Annotated in this window: 21 protein-coding genes and 1 riboswitch; of the genes, 16 read left to right on the forward strand and 5 right to left on the reverse strand. The window is 40.6% G+C overall.

From position 1 onward, the window contains the following. The first annotated feature begins 43 nt into the window (after positions 1 to 43). Positions 44 to 949 (forward strand): LysR family transcriptional regulator, encoded by a 906-nt coding sequence (locus IGI42_RS00380; protein WP_438713550.1) that lies wholly within the window; start codon positions 44 to 46, stop codon positions 947 to 949. Positions 950 to 998: 49 nt separating this feature from the next. Here IGI42_RS00380 and IGI42_RS00385 read toward each other — a convergent pair whose 3' ends face one another. The 4 genes from IGI42_RS00385 to IGI42_RS00400 form a co-directional block, all read right to left on the reverse strand. Beyond that, positions 999 to 2294 carry an MATE family efflux transporter gene (locus IGI42_RS00385; RefSeq protein WP_438713551.1) on the reverse strand — a complete coding sequence of 432 codons (1296 nt, stop codon included), beginning with the start codon at positions 2292 to 2294 and terminating at the stop codon, positions 999 to 1001. Between the two features lie 148 nt (positions 2295 to 2442). Further along, positions 2443 to 2895 carry a GNAT family N-acetyltransferase gene (locus IGI42_RS00390; protein ID WP_438713552.1) on the reverse strand — a complete coding sequence of 151 codons (453 nt, stop codon included), beginning with the start codon at positions 2893 to 2895 and terminating at the stop codon, positions 2443 to 2445. A gap of 11 nt (positions 2896 to 2906) precedes the next feature. After that, positions 2907 to 5483, reverse strand: a complete 2577-nt coding sequence (mprF, locus tag IGI42_RS00395) for a bifunctional lysylphosphatidylglycerol flippase/synthetase MprF (RefSeq protein WP_438713553.1) — start codon at positions 5481 to 5483, stop codon at positions 2907 to 2909. Next, positions 5484 to 6212 (reverse strand): alpha/beta fold hydrolase, encoded by a 729-nt coding sequence (locus IGI42_RS00400; protein WP_438713554.1) that lies wholly within the window; start codon positions 6210 to 6212, stop codon positions 5484 to 5486. A gap of 186 nt (positions 6213 to 6398) precedes the next feature. Between IGI42_RS00400 and IGI42_RS00405 the strand changes: the two genes are divergently transcribed. The 12 genes from IGI42_RS00405 (at position 6399) to IGI42_RS00460 (ending at position 17875) form a co-directional block, all read left to right on the forward strand. Then, positions 6399 to 7028 (forward strand): lysozyme family protein, encoded by a 630-nt coding sequence (locus tag IGI42_RS00405; protein WP_438713555.1) that lies wholly within the window; start codon positions 6399 to 6401, stop codon positions 7026 to 7028. A 140-nt stretch (positions 7029 to 7168) separates the two neighbouring features. Beyond that, positions 7169 to 8989 (forward strand): DNA primase, encoded by a 1821-nt coding sequence (gene dnaG / locus IGI42_RS00410; protein WP_438713556.1) that lies wholly within the window; start codon positions 7169 to 7171, stop codon positions 8987 to 8989. Positions 8990 to 9011: 22 nt separating this feature from the next. Further along, positions 9012 to 10121, forward strand: coding sequence for an RNA polymerase sigma factor RpoD (gene rpoD / locus IGI42_RS00415; RefSeq protein WP_438713557.1), 1110 nt, complete (start codon positions 9012 to 9014; stop codon positions 10119 to 10121). Positions 10122 to 10380: 259 nt separating this feature from the next. Continuing rightward, positions 10381 to 12030 (forward strand): cell division site-positioning protein MapZ family protein, encoded by a 1650-nt coding sequence (locus tag IGI42_RS00420; RefSeq protein WP_438713558.1) that lies wholly within the window; start codon positions 10381 to 10383, stop codon positions 12028 to 12030. Between the two features lie 81 nt (positions 12031 to 12111). Next, entirely contained in the window at positions 12112 to 12963 is an 852-nt protein-coding gene (locus IGI42_RS00425) for a CvfB family protein (RefSeq protein ID WP_438713559.1), read from the forward strand. Between the two features lie 111 nt (positions 12964 to 13074). Further along, complete coding sequence (gene fur, locus IGI42_RS00430; RefSeq protein ID WP_438713560.1) at positions 13075 to 13536, forward strand: ferric iron uptake transcriptional regulator; 462 nt, start codon at positions 13075 to 13077, stop codon at positions 13534 to 13536. 120 nt (positions 13537 to 13656) lie between these two features. Further along, positions 13657 to 14547 (forward strand): site-specific tyrosine recombinase XerD, encoded by an 891-nt coding sequence (gene xerD / locus IGI42_RS00435; protein WP_438713561.1) that lies wholly within the window; start codon positions 13657 to 13659, stop codon positions 14545 to 14547. A gap of 13 nt (positions 14548 to 14560) precedes the next feature. Continuing rightward, positions 14561 to 14929 (forward strand): GNAT family N-acetyltransferase, encoded by a 369-nt coding sequence (locus IGI42_RS00440; protein WP_438713562.1) that lies wholly within the window; start codon positions 14561 to 14563, stop codon positions 14927 to 14929. Next, positions 14929 to 15675, forward strand: coding sequence for a segregation/condensation protein A (locus IGI42_RS00445; protein ID WP_438713563.1), 747 nt, complete (start codon positions 14929 to 14931; stop codon positions 15673 to 15675). Before IGI42_RS00440 ends, IGI42_RS00445 begins: the two co-directional genes overlap by 1 nt. Continuing rightward, positions 15672 to 16253 carry an SMC-Scp complex subunit ScpB gene (gene scpB, locus IGI42_RS00450; protein WP_438713564.1) on the forward strand — a complete coding sequence of 194 codons (582 nt, stop codon included), beginning with the start codon at positions 15672 to 15674 and terminating at the stop codon, positions 16251 to 16253. Before IGI42_RS00445 ends, scpB begins: the two co-directional genes overlap by 4 nt. After that, entirely contained in the window at positions 16254 to 16970 is a 717-nt protein-coding gene (locus IGI42_RS00455; RefSeq protein ID WP_438713565.1) for a pseudouridine synthase, read from the forward strand. A gap of 66 nt (positions 16971 to 17036) precedes the next feature. Next, a riboswitch (FMN riboswitch) is annotated at positions 17037 to 17155 on the forward strand. Positions 17156 to 17278: 123 nt separating this feature from the next. After that, entirely contained in the window at positions 17279 to 17875 is a 597-nt protein-coding gene (locus IGI42_RS00460; RefSeq protein ID WP_438713566.1) for an ECF transporter S component, read from the forward strand. 114 nt (positions 17876 to 17989) lie between these two features. On the opposite strand, the gene IGI42_RS00465 is transcribed toward IGI42_RS00460, so the two are convergent. Beyond that, complete coding sequence (locus IGI42_RS00465; protein WP_438713567.1) at positions 17990 to 18205, reverse strand: ferredoxin; 216 nt, start codon at positions 18203 to 18205, stop codon at positions 17990 to 17992. Between the two features lie 26 nt (positions 18206 to 18231). Here IGI42_RS00465 and IGI42_RS00470 point away from each other — a divergent pair, with 26 nt between their 5' ends. The 3 genes from IGI42_RS00470 (at position 18232) to IGI42_RS00480 (ending at position 21303) form a co-directional block, all read left to right on the forward strand. Beyond that, complete coding sequence (locus IGI42_RS00470; RefSeq protein ID WP_438713568.1) at positions 18232 to 19218, forward strand: helix-turn-helix domain-containing protein; 987 nt, start codon at positions 18232 to 18234, stop codon at positions 19216 to 19218. Continuing rightward, positions 19215 to 20606 carry a RecQ family ATP-dependent DNA helicase gene (locus IGI42_RS00475; protein ID WP_438713569.1) on the forward strand — a complete coding sequence of 464 codons (1392 nt, stop codon included), beginning with the start codon at positions 19215 to 19217 and terminating at the stop codon, positions 20604 to 20606. The genes IGI42_RS00470 and IGI42_RS00475 overlap by 4 nt, the downstream gene beginning before the upstream one ends. Positions 20607 to 20676: 70 nt before the next feature. Beyond that, positions 20677 to 21303 carry an SAG1386/EF1546 family surface-associated protein gene (locus IGI42_RS00480; RefSeq protein WP_438713570.1) on the forward strand — a complete coding sequence of 209 codons (627 nt, stop codon included), beginning with the start codon at positions 20677 to 20679 and terminating at the stop codon, positions 21301 to 21303. The last annotated feature ends 106 nt before the right edge of the window (positions 21304 to 21409 follow it).

Here is a 21409-nt window from a genome sequence, read left to right on the forward strand (position 1 = left end):
GATTAAGCGATCAAAAGTATCTGTTAAACCGATAGGAGAAAACATGCTGTCTAAAAATTATCATTATGTGATCACAGTAGCTGAAACGGGTAGTTTTTCGAAGGCGGCGAAGCAACTCTTTATCGCCCAGTCCTCACTGAGCCAGTACATCAAAAACCTTGAAGAAGATTTAGGTGTCTTTTTGTTCGACCGCCGAACCAAGCCAATCACCTTGACCCAAGCGGGTGAACAATTTATAAAAACAGCTTATGAAATACGTTACTTGGAAGAGAAAATGCAAAAGCAGCTCACCCAATTACAAGTAGTAAAGATGGGCAGCCTAAAGATTGGGATTACTAGGTATTGGGGGAGTTTGCTGCTGCCAAGGATTCTACCTGAATTTCAAGCCCGTTATCCAGAAGTGGAATTAAAAATTATCGAGGGACGAACCATCGATGTTATGGAGCGTTTAGCAAAGAAACAGGTGGATATTGCCTTTTTCACGCCGCCGAATCACTATACACCAGATGACAAATTCACCTACGATGTCATTTATCGTGAGGAGATTATGTTGGCTTTGCAACAAAAAATCCTGCCTGGGAAAAATCAGCTTCCAGAGAAAATTCATCTGGACCAGCTACGAAAAATTCCCTTTATTTTGTTGCGAAAAGGACAGAAACTCAGACAAATTGCTGACGTGTATTTTCAAGCCAGCGATCTTTTACCCACGATCTTGATGGAGACAGAAAACATCACTACTGCCTATAAGTTAGCCAGTGTCGGTTTTGGCGCTACTCTAATTCCCAGCAGGATCAACGAATTAACCAATCCAGTGGGACCTATTCAGCACGTGCATTTTGAAAAGCCCATTTATTGGTCACTCGCCGCTGTCTATGAAAAAGATCTCACCACCACGGACTTTTTCGATTATTTATTGATGCTTTCCAAACGGAATATTTTATCCAATTAAAAAAAGCGGCAAACTCGCCGCTTTTTTACTGTTCATTTTAACGAAGAAGCTAAACTAAATCCTCTCTTTTAACCTGCAAATGCCAATACTGACGCAGGAAGAAAATTGACATCCCTAAAGTAATAATCTCAGTGATTGGCAGACTCACCCAAACGCCGAATAGATCAAATGCCTTAGCTAATAGAATCACTAGTGGGATCAACAAGAAATAGCCTCGTGACAAAGCTAAAACAAAGGACTGCTTCGCTTGACCTACCGCTGAAAAGAAGATGCTGAACACAACGTTAAAGCTGGAAGCAAATAAGGAAATAAAGAAAATCGGAATCCCATAAGCTGCTACTTCTGTCAATAGTTGATTACTATCGCGGTTAAATACCTGAATAATCGGATACTTGAAAAAGAACAATATGATATATAATCCCACTGCTAATGAGAAACTGACTTTTAACCCATAACGTAAAATTTGACGAATGCTTTTGTCATCCTTGACACTCGCCGCTCTGCTAACAAGGGGTTGAATACCTTGAGCAACTCCGGTAAATAGTGACAAGCCGACAATTAACACATTTGCCAAGACCCCATATGCCGCTACCGCAATGTCGCCACTTAAAGCCAACAGCACTTGGTTAAAGACTAGAATGCTGACACCGGTACTCATTTCGGCCAAGAAGGAAGACAACCCCAACTGGGTGCTTTTCCAAATTGTTTTTATTTTCGGCATGGCCCAAGTTAGACTGATTTTTCGCTTTGAATAGTTACGATGGGTACACAATATCAGTAAGCTGACCACTGGTGACAGGACCGTTGCCAAAGCAGCCCCTGCCATCCCCATGTGAAAAATAAAGACAAAAACATAGTCAAAGACAATATTAAATATACTCGAGCTGATCATTGCTTTCATGGCCAGCTGTGGATTTTGATCATTTCGAATAAACGCTAAGCACAGGTTGTTTAAAATAAAGAAGGGTGCCATGACTAGAATAAAGCGCATATACGTCATGGTATAGCCGATCGCATCATTGCTGGCTCCTAAGAACTCAGCAATCGGACGGGTAAAGAAAATCCCCAGAAAAGTAAAGAACAGTCCGATGATTGCTCCCGCCATTACCAGCTGAGAAAAGTAATTATTCTTTCCCGCCTTCAAAGAGAACAGGGTAGCGCCGCCCATTCCTAACAGCAAGCCCAAGCCGGTTAACAAGTTAAACATCGGCAAAGCGATATTAAGCGCTGTCAAACCTAAGACACCCACTCCATTGGCAATAAAAAAAGTATCCGCCAAAATATACAACGATAAACCTAACGTACTAAATACACTGCGTGTCACATAACCTCTAAGCTCTTTCATCCTACTAACCTCCAAAAAAAAGAGAGCAGCTGCTATCCCTCCAATGGCCTATGGGATAGTCAACTACTCAAAGCAAAACCCGGCGATTTTGCTTAAGTGTCCGTTTAATTTCCTTCATTCTAACAAGTCATGTCACAAAAGGCAATCATTATTTTGAAAAAGAATAAAACATAATCCGTTCACCGTTGGCCGGATCGTGTTTTTTGCTGTCAACAAAACCGAAGCGTTGGTAATAAGCAAAGATTTTTTTGTTCTCTTCGTGAGCACTTAGATAAACCTTGTTCACCGCAAAATTCTCCTGCATATAATCCAGCAGTAAAGGAATAAAATGCTTGCCGTAGCTTTGCCCTTGAAGATGTTGGTCAATCATGATTCGGTCCAGCCACATACTCTGGTCACGTAATGCACCAACCATAGCAAAGCCGACTAACGTATCCCCGTCATGCAAAGCCAAAGGATGCCAATCCAAGGAGCGATCATATGCAGCTTCCAGTAAAGACTGAGCATTGCTCTCGATAAAGTTTTTCTGATCGGGTTGAACACTCAGCTGTACTACTTGACGCCAATTGTCTTCGTCGACTGCTCGAATCATCAAATTCATAAGTTCACCCCCTAATCCTTCATGATCAATCGTTTAAGACCTCGCGAGCGACTCTGCTGTTGAACCGGTGCGTTGTCAGTAATCAGCAAAGCGATCATCACGTAGCCAATCCAGCTATCACGGGAATAAAGAACATATTCGGGAATCCATTCAGTTGCGTATTTGTCCTTATATTCCTTCAAGCCGCCAAAAGAGTAAAAACGAGAACCAAAATTGTAAACCAAATAGGCAATTCGTTCTTGAATGAAGCTTTTGCGGGAAGTTCCAACATTGGCTAAGGGAGCCATACCTAAGTCGAAATAGTGAATTTCCTGATCACGCATGTATTCAAACAAGTTAATAAACAAGAAATCCATCGTGCCGCCAGGGGCCTTTGAAGGGCTATGGCGCATCAAATCGATCGTACCGATTTCTTTGGTGTAGGTAGGCATGAAGTTGGCAAATGCCACCAGCTCTTCCTCGCTATTTTTCACTACCGCAATCGGCGCTCGCTGGAGGTAATCTTCTGAAAAGAAACCCAGCGAGAACCCTTTTTCTTTACGACCACCTAACCATTCATCAGAGATTCGTTTCAACTGTGTCATAGTTGCTTGATCAAAAGGTGGCTGAAGAACATCGAAATGAAAGCCCTGTTTGATCATTTTATTGAAGCTCGCTCGCTGGCCTTTCATTTTTTTGCCGCTTAACGTAAAGTCCGGCAAGTAAACATGTGCTTTTTCGCCGAATTTGATAAAGTCATAACCAAACTCATGCAAGGTCATCACCATGTCTTCGCTATTTTCGTAAAAGACTGGGGAGTAGTTGTATCGATCAGCCTTCTGCAATAATGCTTCAGTTGCGGCTTCAAAGTCTTCCTTTTTCCCAGAAGGATTTCCCATGACTAATAACTTGTTGTTAAAGGTAGCAAGCTGAAAGTAAACGGTATCCACTTCGCCATCAGTGTAAATAAAAACATCTTTGTCTTTCAAAAAGACGAGTTGACTATCAGGGTTACCCCCATAGGTTGTTAGGATGCTTTGGACACGTGTTTCGTTTAACGGTTCGCCAACCTTGAGATGTTTACCTTTTAAGAACCGAATGAACAGCAAGACAATCATGGAAACCAATAAGATAGCCACAAAGCCAACCATCCAAAGTTCTTCGCTAGGGAATAAGAAAAATTCCGGCAAATGATGACGGTGATGAATCGTGGGACTGTTGTAGACACCAATCACGATGTACAACAAGGTCAAACCACCGACAATTACACCATCAATCGTCAACCATTCCGCACCATAAACCAATTGCTCGCGATACAATTCTCCTTTAGAAAAAATAACGATTAAAAGTAATAGAACAAGAAATAATCCACTTGAAATACGAAAGCCTGCTGCTAGGGAGTAGAGACCAGTTAAAACAATTAGTGCAATGGTTGGATAATAGGCCCGCTTCACTCGGGCAGTGATTCCACGTCCGGCAATGATCAGTAAAAAACCTAGCAGAATCGCCGGAAAAACCACGATCGCCTGCGAATGGATCGGATTTAGCTGCCGTAAAAAGCGAAAGCGAACAAACGCTTCAGGAATAGTCGCAGACAAAACTAGCATGATTCCGGTAAAATATAGTAAAAAGCTTTCAATTTTATGGGCAAGCTCTTTGAGTAAATCACTAGGAATATTGTTATAGCGCTCGTTCAACGTTGTTCCAATATTTTTTATAAACAGCACAATACCGATCAAAAAAGGAATAAAATAATAAAATAAACGATACAACAAAAGCCAGGCAATCACCGTTTCGCGATTGATTCCTAAAGCTGATAAGCCAATAATCATCATCAAGTCAAAGCTGCCTAGTTCGCCAGGAATCATGGAAGCAATCCCGATGACCGTAGCAGCGATAAATAACGGAACGACTTGGAATATATCCAGCCGGATACCCATCAATAAACCAACAGAGATAAAGGACACTAATACGCCAGTCCACTCAAGAAAAGAGGTAGCGATCAGCTGTAGCCGGTCTTTGTTTTTTAAATCACCTAAATAGTCACCTTTGCCAAAGACGCTTAAGCCAAATACTATCGGGAAATATAGCCCACCGCCAATTAACCAAATCCAATATTGTTTTAAGTACGGATTGGTTTGGTGGAACATGACAAAGAAAAAGGAGATCAGCGCAAAGATAGATAGTCCCGACATCGTAAAAACAAGAATTTTTGATAAAGCTTGAACCACTTTTTTACCAGAAGATGTTTTGCCATAAAATTCTGACCGTAGCCCAGCGCTGATAAATCCCCCAAAGCCGGCAATGTTATTTAATGTATTGATCAGCCAGCTGGTTTCTAATAAATAAAACAGCTTAGGCTTTTGCCCCAATAGCCGATTTAAAATAAGATCATAGCCAAACATCGGTGTAATTGAGACCAAAGAGATCACTGCCATCAGCAGGATATTGCCTTTATTAATGTTACTAAAAATGGTGCCTAGTTGATTCAATGAGATCTGCTTACTAATATTACCTAGTTCAACCCCAACAATTACTACAACTGAAAGCAGGAAAATCATTTTCAGTTTTTTAGAGTGGGCATGGAACCAGTCTATAATAGACTTCATTTAATCACTCCCGTCCTCGATTAAAAATTGTAAAACTTCTTGATTAAACCGCTTGGGATTACGCCGGGCAAACATATGCCCTTGTCCAGAAACAATGGCAAAACTAGCATCAGGAATCGAACGAGCGATGTACATAGAGTGTTGCGTCTTTACGACGTCATGTTTACCAACGATAACTAAGGTTCGAGCCTTAATTTCTTTCAAATCTTCTGTGGACAATCCAATGTCACGAAACAACAGACGCAAAATCGGAAGAAAATTTTTCATGCCTTCGTCAAAAAAGGCACCAAGCCAAACGATTGCGTATTGAATATAGCTACCCAAATGCGGAAGCAAGCGAATACCTTCTGGACCAGTATTGCCAGCATTAAGAATCAAATGATCTACTTTATCAGGATACATAAAGGCAAAAACCATCGCTAAATTAGCACCGTCACTAAAGCCTAATAAATCAGCCACTTTAATTTGTTCAGCCTCCATGATAGTCAATAGATCTTCGGCCATTAGTTGAAAGCTAGTTTCACTTTGGGTGTTAGTCGAGCGCCCGTGGCCTCTACTATCTACTACAAATACATTAAAATGTTTACTAAAGCTATTAATCTGTCTGGAAAAGTATTTACCACTTCCTCCGTTACCGTGGAGTAAGAATAAAGCGGGGCCCTCTCCGTATTTTTCATAATAAATTTGCGATCCGTCTGACATCATCGCAGTTCTTTTTTCATTCTTCAAAAAATCACCTACTTGTTCTAGTATACCGATTTTTAAGAAGGATGAACACCAATAAGAGCAACGTGTAAAATTAAGTCTTTTTTAGTAATGATTAAAGAAATATAAAATGCTGAAGATTTTCTTTCAAAAGAGCAACTCCTTCTTGTACTATATAGAAAACAGTTTGATAGTTTGGACGGAATAAATATGAAATTTTTCAGAAAACTTTTTAAATATACAATCAGAACGCTTTTATTATTGATTATTATCGCAGTCGGTTTTGTCGGCTATCGCACTTATCAATTTACGAACAACGTGAATCAATATCGACAAGAAGTGGAAACTATTGCTCAAGAAATGGGGGTTGATGACTTCACCGATACGATCTTAGGAATCATGTACACAGAATCTAAGGGTATTGGAACAGACTTAATGCAAAGCTCGGAAAGTGCTTATGGCAGTCGCGGTCAGATCACCTCGCAACAAGAAAGTATTCAATATGGCGTTGAACATTTTGCCGAAGTGTACCAGTTGAGCCAGCAGGCCGGCTGTGATTTGTCCACTGCAGTTCAAGCGTATAATTATGGCTTTCAATACATTGACTATGTAAAAAATAATGGCGGTAAAAATTCCGTAGAATTAGCTGAAGCTTATTCCAGAGACGTTTTGTCTCCAGGGTTAGGCAATAGTACTCAAAATCAATATCGTTACGTAAAATTGCAATCTTTACTTTACAACGGCGGTTATCTGTACAGTGATGGCGGTAACATGTTTTATGCGGACATTGTCAACATGAATGAACGGCTAGTTGACTGGTTTTACAACATTCAAAAATAATTCCGAAAGCTTGAAATATACTGAAAATATGCTATAATGATATTTGTATAAGTTTGCCTTAAAAGTCGCTCTAATCAACAGATGAATTGGGGCGATTTTTGTAGCTGTTAGTGCATTTTTGGAAGCTTAGGTGATGATAATTGGCACAAAGAATTCCACAACAAGTAATCGATGAAGTTCGCGAACGAACGGATATTGTTGAGGTGATTGGACAATATGTTCAGTTAAAGAAGTCTGGCAAGAATTATGTGGGACTGTGTCCATTTCATGAAGAAAAGACACCGTCATTTTCAGTCGTAGAGGACAAGCAGATTTTCCATTGCTTTGGTTGCGGTAAAGGCGGAAATGTCTTTACCTTTTTGCAGGAATTGGAAGGTCTTAGCTTTCCTGAGTCTGTGAAGAAAATTGCTGACATGGAACAGATTTCGCTGGGGGTTGATATTTCAAGCGAACCAGCGAATGAAAATGCAGGACGTCAGCAGCCTTTGATTGCCCTGCATGAAAAAATACGCGACCTGTACCATCATATTTTGGTAAATACAAAGGCAGGTGAAGAGGCCTTAGCGTATCTTCATAAGCGTGGGTTAAGCGATCAGCTGATCGAAGAATTTAAAATCGGTTTTGCACCAAACCAGCGGGACTTTCTCGTACAGGTTTGTCAAAAGGATCGAGTTTTAGAAGACGTGATGGCGCGCAGTGGTTTGTTTATCCAACGAGATGATGGCCGCTTTAGTGATCGTTTTTATCAACGAGTGATGTTTCCTTTAAATGATGCGCGTGGCAAAACAATTGGTTTTTCTGGTCGTTTGTTACAGACAGCAGACTTTCCTAGAGAGGGTCAACCGAAATATTTGAATTCTCCGGAAACCGAGCTGTTTAACAAGCGTGAGGTCTTGTTTAACTTTGATAAGGCTCGTAATGAGATTCGTAAGCAAGGTGAAGCTATTCTTTTTGAAGGCTTTATGGACGTTCTGGCTGCTTGGCAGGCAGACATTAAGACGGGTTTAGCCTCTATGGGTACCAGTTTGACTGAACAGCAAATAACAGCAATTGAACGTATCACCAGCCATGTGATTGTGGCATACGATGGGGATAAGGCAGGTTTAGCTGCTACCGATCGTGCAATGGCGATTCTAGGGGCACATAGCCGCTTAAGTTTATCGGCTGTAACTATTCCTGAAAAACTGGATCCGGATGAATACTTGCGAAAGTATGGACCCGAAGAGTTGCGGAATTTGCTGCAGCATGGTCGTCAAACTCCCTTTGTTTTTCAAATGCATTACCGAAAAAAAGATGTGAACTTGGATAATGAAACCGATCGGCTCATTTATTTGAACGGGTTGGTGGAGGAACTAGTAAAGGTTCAATCGCCAGTAGAACAGGATTTGTATCTTGGTCAGCTAGCCGATGAATTTAATCTAACGAGAGATAGTCTGAAGCAACAATTGCGTCAAGCACGGCAAACCTCCCGTATGGAGCGTCGACAGCAAACACCGCAGCGCAGCAGCACAATTACTGTACCTCCTAAGGTCGCATTAACTCGACTGGAGAAGGCAGAGCGAATGTTGATTTATCGTGCGATGCATGAAGGCAACGTCCGAGAACAACTAGTGCAGCAGGAATTTCAATTTATCCATGACCGCTACCAAGAATTGTTACTCTACTTGGATAGTTATATGATGGTTCATGGGCAGTTCGTACTTGCGGACTTTTTGAACTATTTAAAAGAAGATTCGATGAAGCAGTTAGTCATCGATATCTCTGTTTTACAAATGTCAGACGATAGTAATGAACGGGAAATCTATGACTTGATGCAGGTAATTGCCCATTCTGGCATAGCTGATGAAATCAAACAACGGCAAAAAGAGCAGCTAGAAGCCAGGAAGTCGGGAAACCAGCAACGAGAACTGGAATTAACGGTTCAAATTATCGAATTGACAAAGCGCTTGAAACAAGCCTAAAGGTGAAAGGGGCATTTATTTAATGGCAGATGTAAAAAATAATAAAGAATACCAAAAAGCTTTAGCAGCACTTCTTAAGGAAAAAAAACCACTGGGACAAGTCGTATATGATGAATTAACCAATCGGTTGGCAACGCCGTTTTCTTTGAATGCTGAGGCAATGGATGCATTGATCCAAAAGGTTGAAGATGCCGGGATTAGTGTAGTAGATGAAAATGGTGAACCTTCTAAAGCTAGCTTAAAGACAAATGAAAAAGTTGCCAAACAAGCCCAAGTTGAAGATTTATCTGCCCCTACTGGTGTAAAAATCAATGACCCTGTCCGCATGTACCTAAAAGAAATTGGTCGTGTACCTTTGTTAACAGCACAAGAAGAAGTTGAATTGGCGCTGTTGATCGAGCAAGGGGATCAAGAAGCAAAACAACGCTTGGCAGAAGCTAACTTACGTTTAGTTGTCAGCATTGCCAAACGATACGTCGGACGCGGCATGCAATTTTTAGACTTAATCCAAGAAGGTAACATGGGATTAATGAAGGCTGTTGAAAAATTTGACTATCGCAAAGGATTTAAGTTCTCAACTTATGCCACTTGGTGGATTCGTCAGGCAATTACGCGAGCAATTGCCGACCAAGCAAGAACTATCCGTATTCCAGTGCATATGGTTGAAACAATTAATAAATTGATTCGGGTACAACGTCAATTATTGCAAGATTTAGGTCGGGAACCAACACCTGAGGAAATCGGAGCCGAAATGGATTTGCCAACTGAAAAAGTACGGGAAATCTTGAAAATCGCTCAAGAACCCGTTTCGTTGGAAACACCGATTGGTGAAGAGGATGACTCCCACTTAGGCGATTTCATCGAAGACCAAGAGGCAACCAGTCCGGCGGAACATGCAGCATCAGAAATGTTGAAGGAACAACTAGAAGACGTTCTGGATACGTTGACTGACCGTGAAGAAAACGTCTTACGTTTACGTTTTGGCTTAGATGACGGGCGGACACGTACGTTAGAAGAAGTCGGAAAAGTCTTCGGCGTAACGAGAGAACGAATTCGTCAGATTGAAGCAAAAGCCTTGCGCAAGCTTCGTCACCCTTCAAGATCAAAACAATTAAAAGATTTTCTAGAATAAATAGGCAGAGGTTGTGATAGAAGTGTTCAGCTCCCAGAAATAAGCCGAAAATAGTTTCTTGTAATTTTGCGATTATTTAACTTATTTCTTAAAAGAGCTGCTTCAGTTACACCGATTGTGCGGTTTTCAGTGGCTGTGACGTTTTCTGTCACAGCCACTTTTTTCTATTTTTTTATTTAAAAAAGGCTGGAAGTTATTGGAAGTATGGGAAAGATGTGGTAGATTAAGGCGTAAGATTGAGAAAAGGAGCCGATTTCAATTGCATAAATGTCCTAACTGCCGATTTGAACCTGTCGACGGATTAGAAACTTGTCCTAATTGTGGTTTTTCCTTAGTGTCAGACAATGACACTTCGCCCAAAGATAAAAATGATGAAATTGAATGGTCTGAGTTGTCTCAGATGTCAGTTGAATCTGTCCAAGAAATGTTTGCTGAGAATGAGGCAAGCACCACGGAAGAAAATGAAAAAGCCCAATCAGAAACGAATGTGGACGATACCAATCCAATTTTGGCACAATATATTCGTGAACACAGAGGAGAATACATCCCTCGAAGAGATGTAGGACCTCAGCCAGCGATCGAAAAAGAAGAAAACACAGCACCTGAGGAAGTTGAAACAACGGAATCTGAAAGTAAGAAAGAACTAGAGGAGATCGTTGAAGAAGACAAAACAACGACAGCCTTGGCAGAGGATTCTTCTCAAGAAAGCGAACCTGTTACAGCTGTTAACACTGAGATAGATCCTGAGCCAATGGGTGCGAAAGCCGAAGAGTCAGAACCTGTTTTTGAACCAGAAACGCTTGCGGCTTCATCTGAAGCAACGACTAGCTTTGTGCGTCCGCCGAAAAAGAATCGAAAAAAATGGTATATTGCTTTAGCAGCTGTTGCAGTATTAGGTGTTGGTGGCGGCTATTATTATCATAGTGAAAAAGAAGCAGAAGCCCAAAGAATTGCTGAGGTTAAGAAAGAGAATCAAGAGATCGATGCCTTGGAAGAAACGATCGAAGAATTTTACACGGATGATAGTCTAGTCTATCTTAAAGCTGAAAAAGTTGGTCAAAATACCAGCAAATTAGCAGAGGAAATTGCCAAGTACAAAGGCAGCTCCCGTTATGATGACTTAGATGCATCCTATGACCGTTTAACTGATAAAATGACCAGTATTCAGCAAGTGAATGCTTTGTTCACTAATCCAGCGATTAATGGCGAAAAGTTGGCTGATAATTTACAATTAAAAGCGGATCAGCCGGTTAATCTGACTATCAATACTAGTGATCAAAAATTCAATGAACTGCTAGATCAAGCAATCACGCAGGCCAAAGAACAATATGATAAAGTTGATGCAGCCAAAAAAGCACTCAATGAACTAATTCAAGATGGAACAGTCGTAGAAGGTGTCACACGCGATCAATACAACGCAGCCAATGATGCGGTAAATGCGGTGGTGAATCAAGAATTAGTGAAAATGCAAAAAGAAGATTTAGCAAAGGTTGATCAAACGCTAACCGAACAAGAAGAAAAAGCCGAAGAAGAACGCTTGGCAGCTCAAAAAGCTGAACAAGAGGCTGAAGAAGCACGTCGAAACTCAAACACAAATTCCGGCGGTCCTAACCAACCAATCATGGAAACTGATCCAAGCCAGACTGCTGATTTAAGTAATGCAGCATGGGGCTGGAACCCTGGTGTTAGAGAACGTGTGATTCAAACGTGTATTGACCGTGGTTACATCGTCGAAGGCGGTTATTACGTTGAGCCAGCTCGTATTGAAAATGGCGAAGGTTATTACAATTTATATGCAACGTCTAATCAAGCGTCATTAACTAAAAATATGAGTCCATCTGATTTGCCAATGTATGTTGTTACAATTAACTGTAAAACAGGTTGGTTTAGAGGAAATGGCGGAAATTAGTGAAAAAGCCGGGGAATGATTTCCCTGGCTTTATCTGTGAATAAATGCTCTACATTACAAAGAAACAAGAGGAGAACAAAAATGAACGAATTATTAGGACAAGTGTTTACTGCACTTATTATGGATGAAAATGACCAAACCTTATTTGTCCAAAAAAATGGTGTAACGTTTCGCTTAATTACCGATCAAGAATATAAAATCGGTGATGCGGTTGAAGGTTTCGCCTACATCAATCAAAAAAAAGAAGCGGTTTTCACAACAATACTGCCTAAAGTACGTATGGGCCAATATGCTTTTGGTGAAGTAACCAATGTGCGTCGTGATCTAGGCGTTTTTGTAGATATAGGTCTGCCTGACAAGGATGTCGTTGTGTCAATGGACGAAATGCCTGCTATGAAGGAATTATGGCCTAAAAAAGGCGACCGTTTGATGATCAGCCTGCGGGTGGACGAAAAAGAACGTCTGTGGGGTACGTTGGCAGATGAAACCTATATCCAGTCACTTAGTCGTAAAGGTGTTCCTGAAATGCAAAATGAAAACAAACAAGGAACAATTTATCGCTTAAAAGTAGTGGGAACCTTTTTAATCACTGACGATTTGTACTTAGGATTCATTCATCCTTCTGAACGATATAACGAGCCTAGACTAGGAGAAGTAGTTGAAGCCCGGGTGATCGGCGTGCGTCCTGATGGCGTTTTGAATATGTCGTTGAAGCCGCGAGCGCATGAAGTAATCAACGATGATGCCGCTATGGTTTTAACAATGCTGCAACGTAAGGATGATCATCGTTTGCCATTATGGGATAAATCAAGTCCTGAAGAGATTAAACAAGCCTTTGGTATCAGTAAAGGTCAGTTTAAAAGGGCGATTGGACATCTATTAAAGGAAAAATTGATTGTTCAAGAAGAGGGCGAAATTCGTTTAAAAAACTAATTGAGAATCACTTGCGAAACTTTAGCGGATAAATTATAATAATTATTATCAGATCAACGAAGAGTAATTTTCTTGTTTATAATTATTCTAATTAACCGAAGGGGGATTCCTATGAATGCAGCGTTAGCGCTACAAAAGACGAAAAAACAATTGCATGATTCTGGTTTCAAACTGACGCCTCAGCGGGAAGCCACTTTGCTGGTTTTGCTTGAGAATGAAAAGGATCATTTGTCAGCTGAGGAAATTTATTTTCTTGTCAAACGCAAAAGCCCAGAAATCGGTTTAGCGACTGTATATCGCACGCTAGAGATATTGACTGATTTGCACATTGTTGATAAAGTAAGCTTTGACGATGGGTTAGCTCGTTATGATCTGCGAAAAGAAGGTGCAGAGCATTTTCATCATCATTTGTTATGCTTGGATTGCGGAAGCATTGAAGAAATCGAAGAAGATTTGTTAGGAGATGTGGAACAAATCGTCGAATCAAGGTTTCATTTTCAAGTAAAAGACCATCGCTTAACTTTTCATGGGATTTGTCAAGCTTGCCAAGCAAAAAAAGAGCTAGAAGAGTAAACGAACCCTTCGAAAAAACAAAAATATCAAAATAAGCATACAAGTCCCTTGAAAAGATAGTGAGACAAGACTATCCAATCAAGGGACTTTTTGGTATGATAAAGCGAAAGTGGTGAAGAAATGGACGAACAAATCAAAGAATATTTACATTATTTGACAATTGAACGAGGATTGTCTGTAAATACTCGCGCAAGCTACGAGCGAGATTTGCGACAGTACTTAACTTTCCTAAATGAAAAGAACATACAAAACTGGCAGGATGTCGATCGCTATACGGTTGTAGATTTTTTGGCGATTCTTTCTAACCAAGGGAAGGCTTCCACCACCATTACCCGCATGATTTCCAGCTTGCGGCGCTTTCATCAATTCTTACGTCAAGAACGCTATACCGATCATGATCCAATGCAACACATTGAAAGCCCTAAAAAAGCCCAAAAATTACCGCAGACTTTATCACTTGCTGAAGTGGAGCGTCTGATCGCAACACCGGATACTAGTACTACTTTAGGGATTCGGGATCGAGCTATTTTAGAAGTAATGTATGCGACGGGTTTGCGAGTAAGTGAATTAATTGGCTTAAAATTAGGAGACATTCATTTGGAGATGGGACTTCTGCAGACGATTGGTAAAGGGGATAAGGAGCGTATTGTACCACTTGGGGATTACGCCATTCATTGGCTGGAACGTTACTTGTCTGAAGCACGTCCGCTTTTGACCAAAAAGAACAAGAATGAACCGCATCTTTTTGTGAACAATCACGGTAAAGGATTGTCACGCCAAGGTATCTGGAAGAATTTAAAGCAAATAGTTATAAAAGCTGGGATCACTAAAGATGTTACTCCCCACACCTTACGTCATAGCTTTGCTACGCATTTATTAGAAAACGGAGCCGATTTACGGACGGTACAGGAACTACTCGGACACGCTGATATTTCGACAACACAGATCTATACGCATATAACCAAACGCCGTATGACTGAAGTATACAAAGAATTTTTCCCAAGAGCATGATTGGAGGAAGAAAATGATTACTCATTATCGAAAAAACCAGCGAAAGATTGCAATGGGATTATTGAGCTTTCATAAGCATTTAAAAGAAGAACACCCGAAATTAAAAGAGATCGATCACTACGAGCAAGACGACCAATACGAATTGTACTGCTATTACTACGACCAAGCGGCTAACAATATTCAAGGTGTGCTGGGCATTGAGGTTTTAAACGACCACGAACTGATTCTTCATGATATCAGTTTGAATCCCTCGTTTCGAGGTGAAGGACTAGGATTTGTAATGCTGGATCAATTACAAGCACGTTACCCAGAACATCAACTAATTGGAACAAAGGCCACCGCAGCTTATATCGCTAAGTGGCATAGAAGGATAGAAAATTAATGGAACAAATCAACTTGAAGCTGGATGTATTTGAAGGACCATTGGATCTGCTTTTACATTTAATCCAGCAACTGGAATTGGATATCTATGACATTCCCATTGCCAAGGTTACGGAACAATACATGGATTTTATTCATGCGATGAAAACTCTGGAGCTTGAATTAGCTGGGGAGTATTTAGTCATGGCGGCAACCTTGATGTCGATCAAAAGTCAAATGTTGCTCCCTAAACCGGAATTAGATTATGATTACGAAGAAGAAGTAGGCGAAGACCCGCGGGAGGCCTTGGTTCAGCAGCTTTTAGAATACCGAAAATACAAATATGCGGCTTCAGTACTTTCTGAAAAGGAAGCCGAACGCAGTCTCTTTTATACGAAAGCGCCAATGGATCTATCCGATTATGAAGAAGAATTACCACCATTACCGATTGATCAATTGAATACGATTGATCTGTATTTGGCCTTGCATGATGTCTTGCAGCGCAAAAAAAATAATCAACCGATCGAAACAACGGTGAGCGGTGAAAGTATCACCATCGAGGAAAAGGTCAAACAAATTCGTAACCAGATTGATTCTTTAGGTGTTGAAGAAAGCTTGTCACTGGATAGTCTTTTTTCGCGTTTCACTAAGGATGAAATGATTACGACGTTTATGGCTTTACTAGAATTAATGAAAAACGGGGTGGCAGTCGCTAGTCAAGACGACACCTACGGACCGATCGTTATCACTAAAGGAGCATCAAAATGAATCAACTAAGTCAAATTGAGGCCTTGCTGTTTGTAGTGGGGGAGGAAGGAATCGAACTTGAGGAAATTGCCTTCACCCTAGAGTGCCCAACAGCAGATGTGTATCAGTCAATAACTGAATTACGGGAAAAATACACCAAAGATGTTACCTCTGCCTTAACTATTTTAGAGGTAGGCAACCACTTTATATTAACCACTAAAAAGACCTATGCACCTTTGCTCAAAGAATTTGCTCGGTCACCTTTGGCCAACCGCTTGAGTCAAGCGGCACTAGAAACCTTGTCGATTGTTGCTTACAAGCAGCCTATCACACGAGGGGAAATTGACGAACTTCGAGGGGTTCAGTCTAGTGGGGCTGTTCAAACCTTGGTTGCCCGCCAGCTGATCGAAGAGAAGGGGCGAGTTGAAGGACCGGGCCGAGCAATTTTATATGGAACAACGACCTATTTTATGGATTACTTTGGATTAAAAGATTTAAAGGAATTACCAGATGTTCAACAAATGGAAACCGATCTTGCGGATGACGATGAAACAATGGACTTGTTCTATGATCGCTTTAAAGAAAAGGATGAAAGTTAAATGGAAAGATTGCAAAAAGTAATAGCTCATGCCGGAATTGCCTCACGCCGAAAGGCCGAAAGCTTAATTAGTGAAGGTCGGGTCAGAGTAAACGGTGAAGTGATTGAAGAACTAGGAACTAAAGTATCAAAAAAAGATATTATTGAAGTTGATGGTGTTCCGATCTACCAAGAAGAGCCTGTCTATTACTTGTTCTACAAACCTAGGGGTGTTATTTCTGCAGTTTCAGATGATAAAAATCGTAAAGTGGTAACGGATTACTTTATCGGGATCCCTGAACGTATTTATCCTGTAGGTCGACTAGATTACGACACTTCAGGTGCACTTTTACTAACCAATGACGGTGATTTTTCTCAACGCTTATCTCATCCAAAACATCAGGTAGACAAGGTTTACGTAGCAAAGGTTAAGGGATATGCTGATAATAAAACATTGTATCCTTTAACCAAAGGTGTAATGATTGAAGGTAAAAAAACAGCACCTGCTCGTTTTGAAGTCATTTCCACTGATCGAAAAGCTGGTACAAGCATCGTTGAATTGACGATTCATGAAGGCCGTAATCACCAAGTAAAAAATATGCTGGCGGCTGTTGGATTACCTGTGCAAAAGCTAAAACGAGAACGATATGGAGATCTAACGCTTAAAGGGTTGCGTCCAGGTGAATTTCGTCGGTTAAACGCAAAAGAAGTCAACAGTTTGCGGAATATTTCCAAGTAAAAACTCATCACTTGTTTTTTGTTAGTAAACTTGTTATAGTGAAGATACAAAAAATAATAATTTTAGGTTCGTCTTCAGGGGCAGGGTGAAAATCCCGACCGGTGGTGATAGTCCACGAACTGCGCAAGCAGCCGATTCGGTGAAATTCCGAGACCGACAGTATAGTCTGGATAAAGAAGATAGGCTTATTTGGGTATGACTATATTCAAGTAACTCTATGCTTTTTCTGAAGCATGGAGTTTTTTTGCGTATAGAAGACCGCCTGGAAAGCTTTGATGAAGATGATTCCGCACAGGAGGAATTTTTTTATGAAGAACGTAAGGTTACAAAAAATGACAGCAGTAGCAGTAGCAGCCGCAATGGGATTGATTTTGCAATTTATTGCTTTACCAATTATTCCGATGTTTCCCTTTTTGAAACTGGACTTCAGTGATATTCCTGTATTAATTAACATGTTTATCTTTGGTCCTTTGGCTGGTATAGCTACCGCATTTATTCGGTCGTTACTGCATTTAGTCACAACGGGATTTTCTTTTGATAATCTAATTGGAGATACCGCTAGTTTCTTAGCCTCCAGCATGTTTACCCTACCGATCTTTTTCTTGTTTAGACAGCAAACAACTAGAAAAAAGGCAATTGGTATTGGTCTAGGAATTTTCGCTATGACAATTTTTATGAGTGTTGCCAACTACTTTGTGATTACGCCATTGTATCTAAAAGCCTTTGGATTATCCGCCGGACAGATGCTGGGAATGAGCTTAGGCAAGTATGTTTTAATTGGTATTGTTCCCTTCAATTTAATTAAAGGGATGATGGTTAGTGGTGTTTTCCTAGTTTTACACGCCAAGCTATTACCTTGGTTGAGTAAGAAAACAGTCTTATCTCATCATCATAAACCCATCTAATATCTAAATACACGCAACGACCATCCAAGGCTTATGGATGGTCGTTTTTCAGTAAATTTCCATTTTAAAGCAAACTGAAAGAAATTTCTATGCGAACTATCTCTTTTGCGTATGTTATAGTGGATCATGTAAGAGAATTGCATGCGCAAGACAGCGTCTAGCAGAGTCCTTAACTGCGGCTTGTTCTTCTTTGGGAACAAATTCCTGTAAGGCATGGGGCTCTCCAATGAAGGTTACTATCCCTTCATCGGTATAATCAAAAAAATGGGGAGCTAGAGCTTGGCAAAGCCCACAAGCAATGCAGCGCTCTGGTAAGATCTCACATTTCATAACTTTCACCTTCTAGGAGTTTTTTTATGGCATCATTTATTTTAGCGTTATTTCATACTGGACACAAGTTACGTATTTCAACCTTATATCATTTGTTAACTGGAAAACGAACGAGTTCGGTGTTACTCCACGGTTTTTTCTATCAAAACCTCTCTTTGTTTGGCTGTTTGCCAGAACTAAAAGGATCTACCTTTAAAGAGACGATCGAACGATTAATAGAAAAACGCTGGATAACTCAAGACGAGGGCTTTGGACAACTGACTGAACTGGGGAAAAAACATTTGCCGCTAAAGAGGCATGCACAGCTTAACGCTTTAAATGGCTTGCGCTACGGTCGCGAACGTCAACGAATGTGGCAGTTGACACTATTAGCTACTCAAGTAATCAGCTACTTAACTTATCAGGATAAAGAGTACGTACCTTTGGATTCACGACCTTTTTTCTTATACCAAACTAAAACATGGTTGCGGCAATCGAATCAATCGATTTTAACCGAGTTCCCTCAAGAACTAGCGCATGTTTTAGCGACACTAACAAAGGATCAGGCGAATTTTTTGGCAAATCAATTTAGCGGTAAAGAACAATTAGGCAAAGTCCCTTTTCAGCTTTTACCGACAGAATGGCAAGAAATGCCTTGGGGAGGCCTGTTTTATCAAAATGCGTTAGATGCTTTCATCCAACAGGCGCAGCTACAACCGAATTTTCGGCGGTTATTAGCACGTTTTGATCAATTAAATTATAATCAAAGCATGATTAAGACCCGGCAGTTATATCTAGAAGGGCATTCAGTTGAAGAAATCGGTCAGCTACGTAAGCTGAAGCCTGGTACACTAAATGATCATTTTATTGAGTGGGCGCTATTGGATGAAACGTTTCCTTTTGAACAATTTGAGTTGCTAACACCTGCAAACGAGGAGGAAATGCTGGCTTGGACGTATCAAGCGTTCTCTCAAACACCTTACCTAAATTTTCGTCTTTCACAAATATTCTTTTTGAAGGAGCTGTATTCGTGAACTTAGAGCAATTAATGACCGCACGGTTCGGGTATCAAACGTTTCGTCCTGGACAAAAAGAGATTATTGAGACTTTACTAGCTAGTGAGTCAGTCCTTGGGATGTTGCCAACTGGCACAGGGAAATCTCTTTGCTACCAATTGACTGGTTATTTATTAGAAGGAACAGTAGTGATTATTTCTCCTTTAATTTCCCTGATGGAAGATCAGGTGACGCAACTACAGCAATTAGGGGAAAGCAGGACCGTTGCATTAAATAGTTTACTCTCGATGCCTGAAAAACAATATGTATTGAACAATCTTGCTAGCTACAAATTTGTCTTTATGAGTCCCGAAATGTTTCTAACTGAAAAAGCGCAACAAGCTCTGATGAAATTAAAACTCGCCTTTATTGTTGTTGATGAAGCTCACTGCGTTTCGCAATGGGGAGTTGATTTTCGGCCAGAATATTTAAAACTCAGTACAGGCATTCGCACATTAAATCAGCCGTTGATCTTAGCCTTAACAGCAACGGCAACACCAGAAGTACGTCGAGACATTCAAAGCTTGTTGTTTGATGGGTCAGTTAAGGAAGTTGTGTATTCTGTCGATCGTCCGAATGTAAGCTTATTTGTTAAAATCGGTGATAAACAAGAATATTTACCTAAGCTAGTCTCACAGCTAGCCGGCGCAGGGATCATTTATTGTGCTACTCGCAAACATGTAGAGCAAGTTTACGAGTTGTTACGTCAGCAAGAGGACATTGCTTATTATCACGGAGGATTGACTGGACAAGAGCGACGAATGTTGCAGCAACAGTTTATCGCTGGAGAATTACGATTACTTGTGGCGACGAATGCTTTCGGGATGGGGGTCAATAAAAAAAATATCCGATTTGTTGTTCATTATGATTTACCCTCTTCACCAGAAGACTATCTGCAAGAAATCGGTCGAGCTGGCCGAGATGGTGCACCAAGTCAAGCGATCTTGCTTTATGATGAGGGAGATGAGTATATTCATCAATTTCTACACCAACAAAGTATTGACAGTCGGCATCTATTTGAGTTAAAAAAACAAACCACCGATTTAGTGTTAGAGGATCCGTTGATTCAAAAATGGGAAGAGCTGTTTCCAGGTGAAGAAGCGGAATTAATAAAAATGTTGGAGCAGCGTGAAGAAATTCGTAAAACACAGTTACGAGAAATGCTTGCCTATATTTATTTAACAAGTTGCCGCCGTGAGTATCTGATCAATTACTTCGGTCAAACGTTAGAAAACACGCCTGAAGGTTGCTGTGACAACGATAACGCAGAATTAAAAAGAGCTAAAATAACCGAGAAATCAGCGTCAGTCACGGAAGACTGGACAATCGTTTTACTAAAATTATTTAAAAAAACAACGAAAGATTGAATTTGTCTGTCACTTTTTCTGAGGAGCTATGGTATAATACTTGACGACAGCAATTAGGAGGTAAGATATAGTGAGTAGAAGAGATCGCGACAAAGAAACAAATAACGAGCCTTGGGATCAAAATATTTATGAAACAGAAGAGGAAGAAAATGCATCACGCCAAACTCGCCAGCAGCAAAACAAAGGTGGAAATACACGTTTCTTGACAATTTTAGTTGTTTTACTATTATTGTTAATCTCTATTCCAGCAGGTGCCTATTTCTGGATAACTCGTGATACGGGTGAACCGGCGGCCTCTCCTGAAAGTACGACACAAGTGTCTACTTCTTCATCAATAGTAGAGTCTACCGAGTCAAGCACGGAAGAATCTTCAAGTACAATTGAAAGTTCTGATGATACGGCTGCACAGCAACAAGCTGCTCTAGAAGAGCAACAACGACAAGCAGCACAGCAACAAGCTGCTCTAGAAGCACAGCAACAGCAGCAGGCAGCACAACAACAAGCACAACAGCAACAGCAGCAACAACAAACGCCAGCTGGTCCAACTACAACTGTAGAAGCTGGCGAGGGATTGCAGCAAATTGCTAATCGGACAGGCGTACCTGTAGAAACAATCGCTGAATTAAATGGCATCACTATTACAGGTGATACGTTCTATCCAGCTATTAACCCAGGCCAACAATTACGCATTCAATAAGCGTGTGAAATCAGCCGTAATCACTTGATTACGGCTGATTTTTTGAGAAATAAACGAGGCATAAGCTTTGCACAATCGAAGAGCTGCGGACAGTAATGCTAACGAT

Origin of the sequence: Enterococcus sp. AZ109 (genome assembly GCF_051714625.1) — a bacterium.
Classification (GTDB): domain Bacteria; phylum Bacillota; class Bacilli; order Lactobacillales; family Enterococcaceae; genus Enterococcus_A.

Bases quoted from the DNA above. Each gene is read 5' to 3' on its own strand.
- xerD (WP_438713561.1), top strand. From the start codon at position 13,657: ATGGACGAACAAATCAAAGAATATTTACATTATTTGACAATTGAACGA.
- fur (WP_438713560.1), top strand. From the start codon at position 13,075: ATGAATGCAGCGTTAGCGCTACAAAAGACGAAAAAACAATTGCATGAT.
- IGI42_RS00465 (WP_438713567.1), bottom strand. From the start codon at position 18,205: ATGAAATGTGAGATCTTACCAGAGCGCTGCATTGCTTGTGGGCTTTGC.
- IGI42_RS00460 (WP_438713566.1), top strand. From the start codon at position 17,279: ATGAAGAACGTAAGGTTACAAAAAATGACAGCAGTAGCAGTAGCAGCC.
- IGI42_RS00445 (WP_438713563.1), top strand. From the start codon at position 14,929: ATGGAACAAATCAACTTGAAGCTGGATGTATTTGAAGGACCATTGGAT.
- IGI42_RS00455 (WP_438713565.1), top strand. From the start codon at position 16,254: ATGGAAAGATTGCAAAAAGTAATAGCTCATGCCGGAATTGCCTCACGC.
- scpB (WP_438713564.1), top strand. From the start codon at position 15,672: ATGAATCAACTAAGTCAAATTGAGGCCTTGCTGTTTGTAGTGGGGGAG.
- mprF (WP_438713553.1), bottom strand. From the start codon at position 5,483: ATGAAGTCTATTATAGACTGGTTCCATGCCCACTCTAAAAAACTGAAA.
- IGI42_RS00425 (WP_438713559.1), top strand. From the start codon at position 12,112: ATGAACGAATTATTAGGACAAGTGTTTACTGCACTTATTATGGATGAA.
- IGI42_RS00440 (WP_438713562.1), top strand. From the start codon at position 14,561: ATGATTACTCATTATCGAAAAAACCAGCGAAAGATTGCAATGGGATTA.
- IGI42_RS00470 (WP_438713568.1), top strand. From the start codon at position 18,232: ATGGCATCATTTATTTTAGCGTTATTTCATACTGGACACAAGTTACGT.
- IGI42_RS00405 (WP_438713555.1), top strand. From the start codon at position 6,399: ATGAAATTTTTCAGAAAACTTTTTAAATATACAATCAGAACGCTTTTA.
- rpoD (WP_438713557.1), top strand. From the start codon at position 9,012: ATGGCAGATGTAAAAAATAATAAAGAATACCAAAAAGCTTTAGCAGCA.
- IGI42_RS00380 (WP_438713550.1), top strand. From the start codon at position 44: ATGCTGTCTAAAAATTATCATTATGTGATCACAGTAGCTGAAACGGGT.
- IGI42_RS00390 (WP_438713552.1), bottom strand. From the start codon at position 2,895: ATGAATTTGATGATTCGAGCAGTCGACGAAGACAATTGGCGTCAAGTA.
- IGI42_RS00385 (WP_438713551.1), bottom strand. From the start codon at position 2,294: ATGAAAGAGCTTAGAGGTTATGTGACACGCAGTGTATTTAGTACGTTA.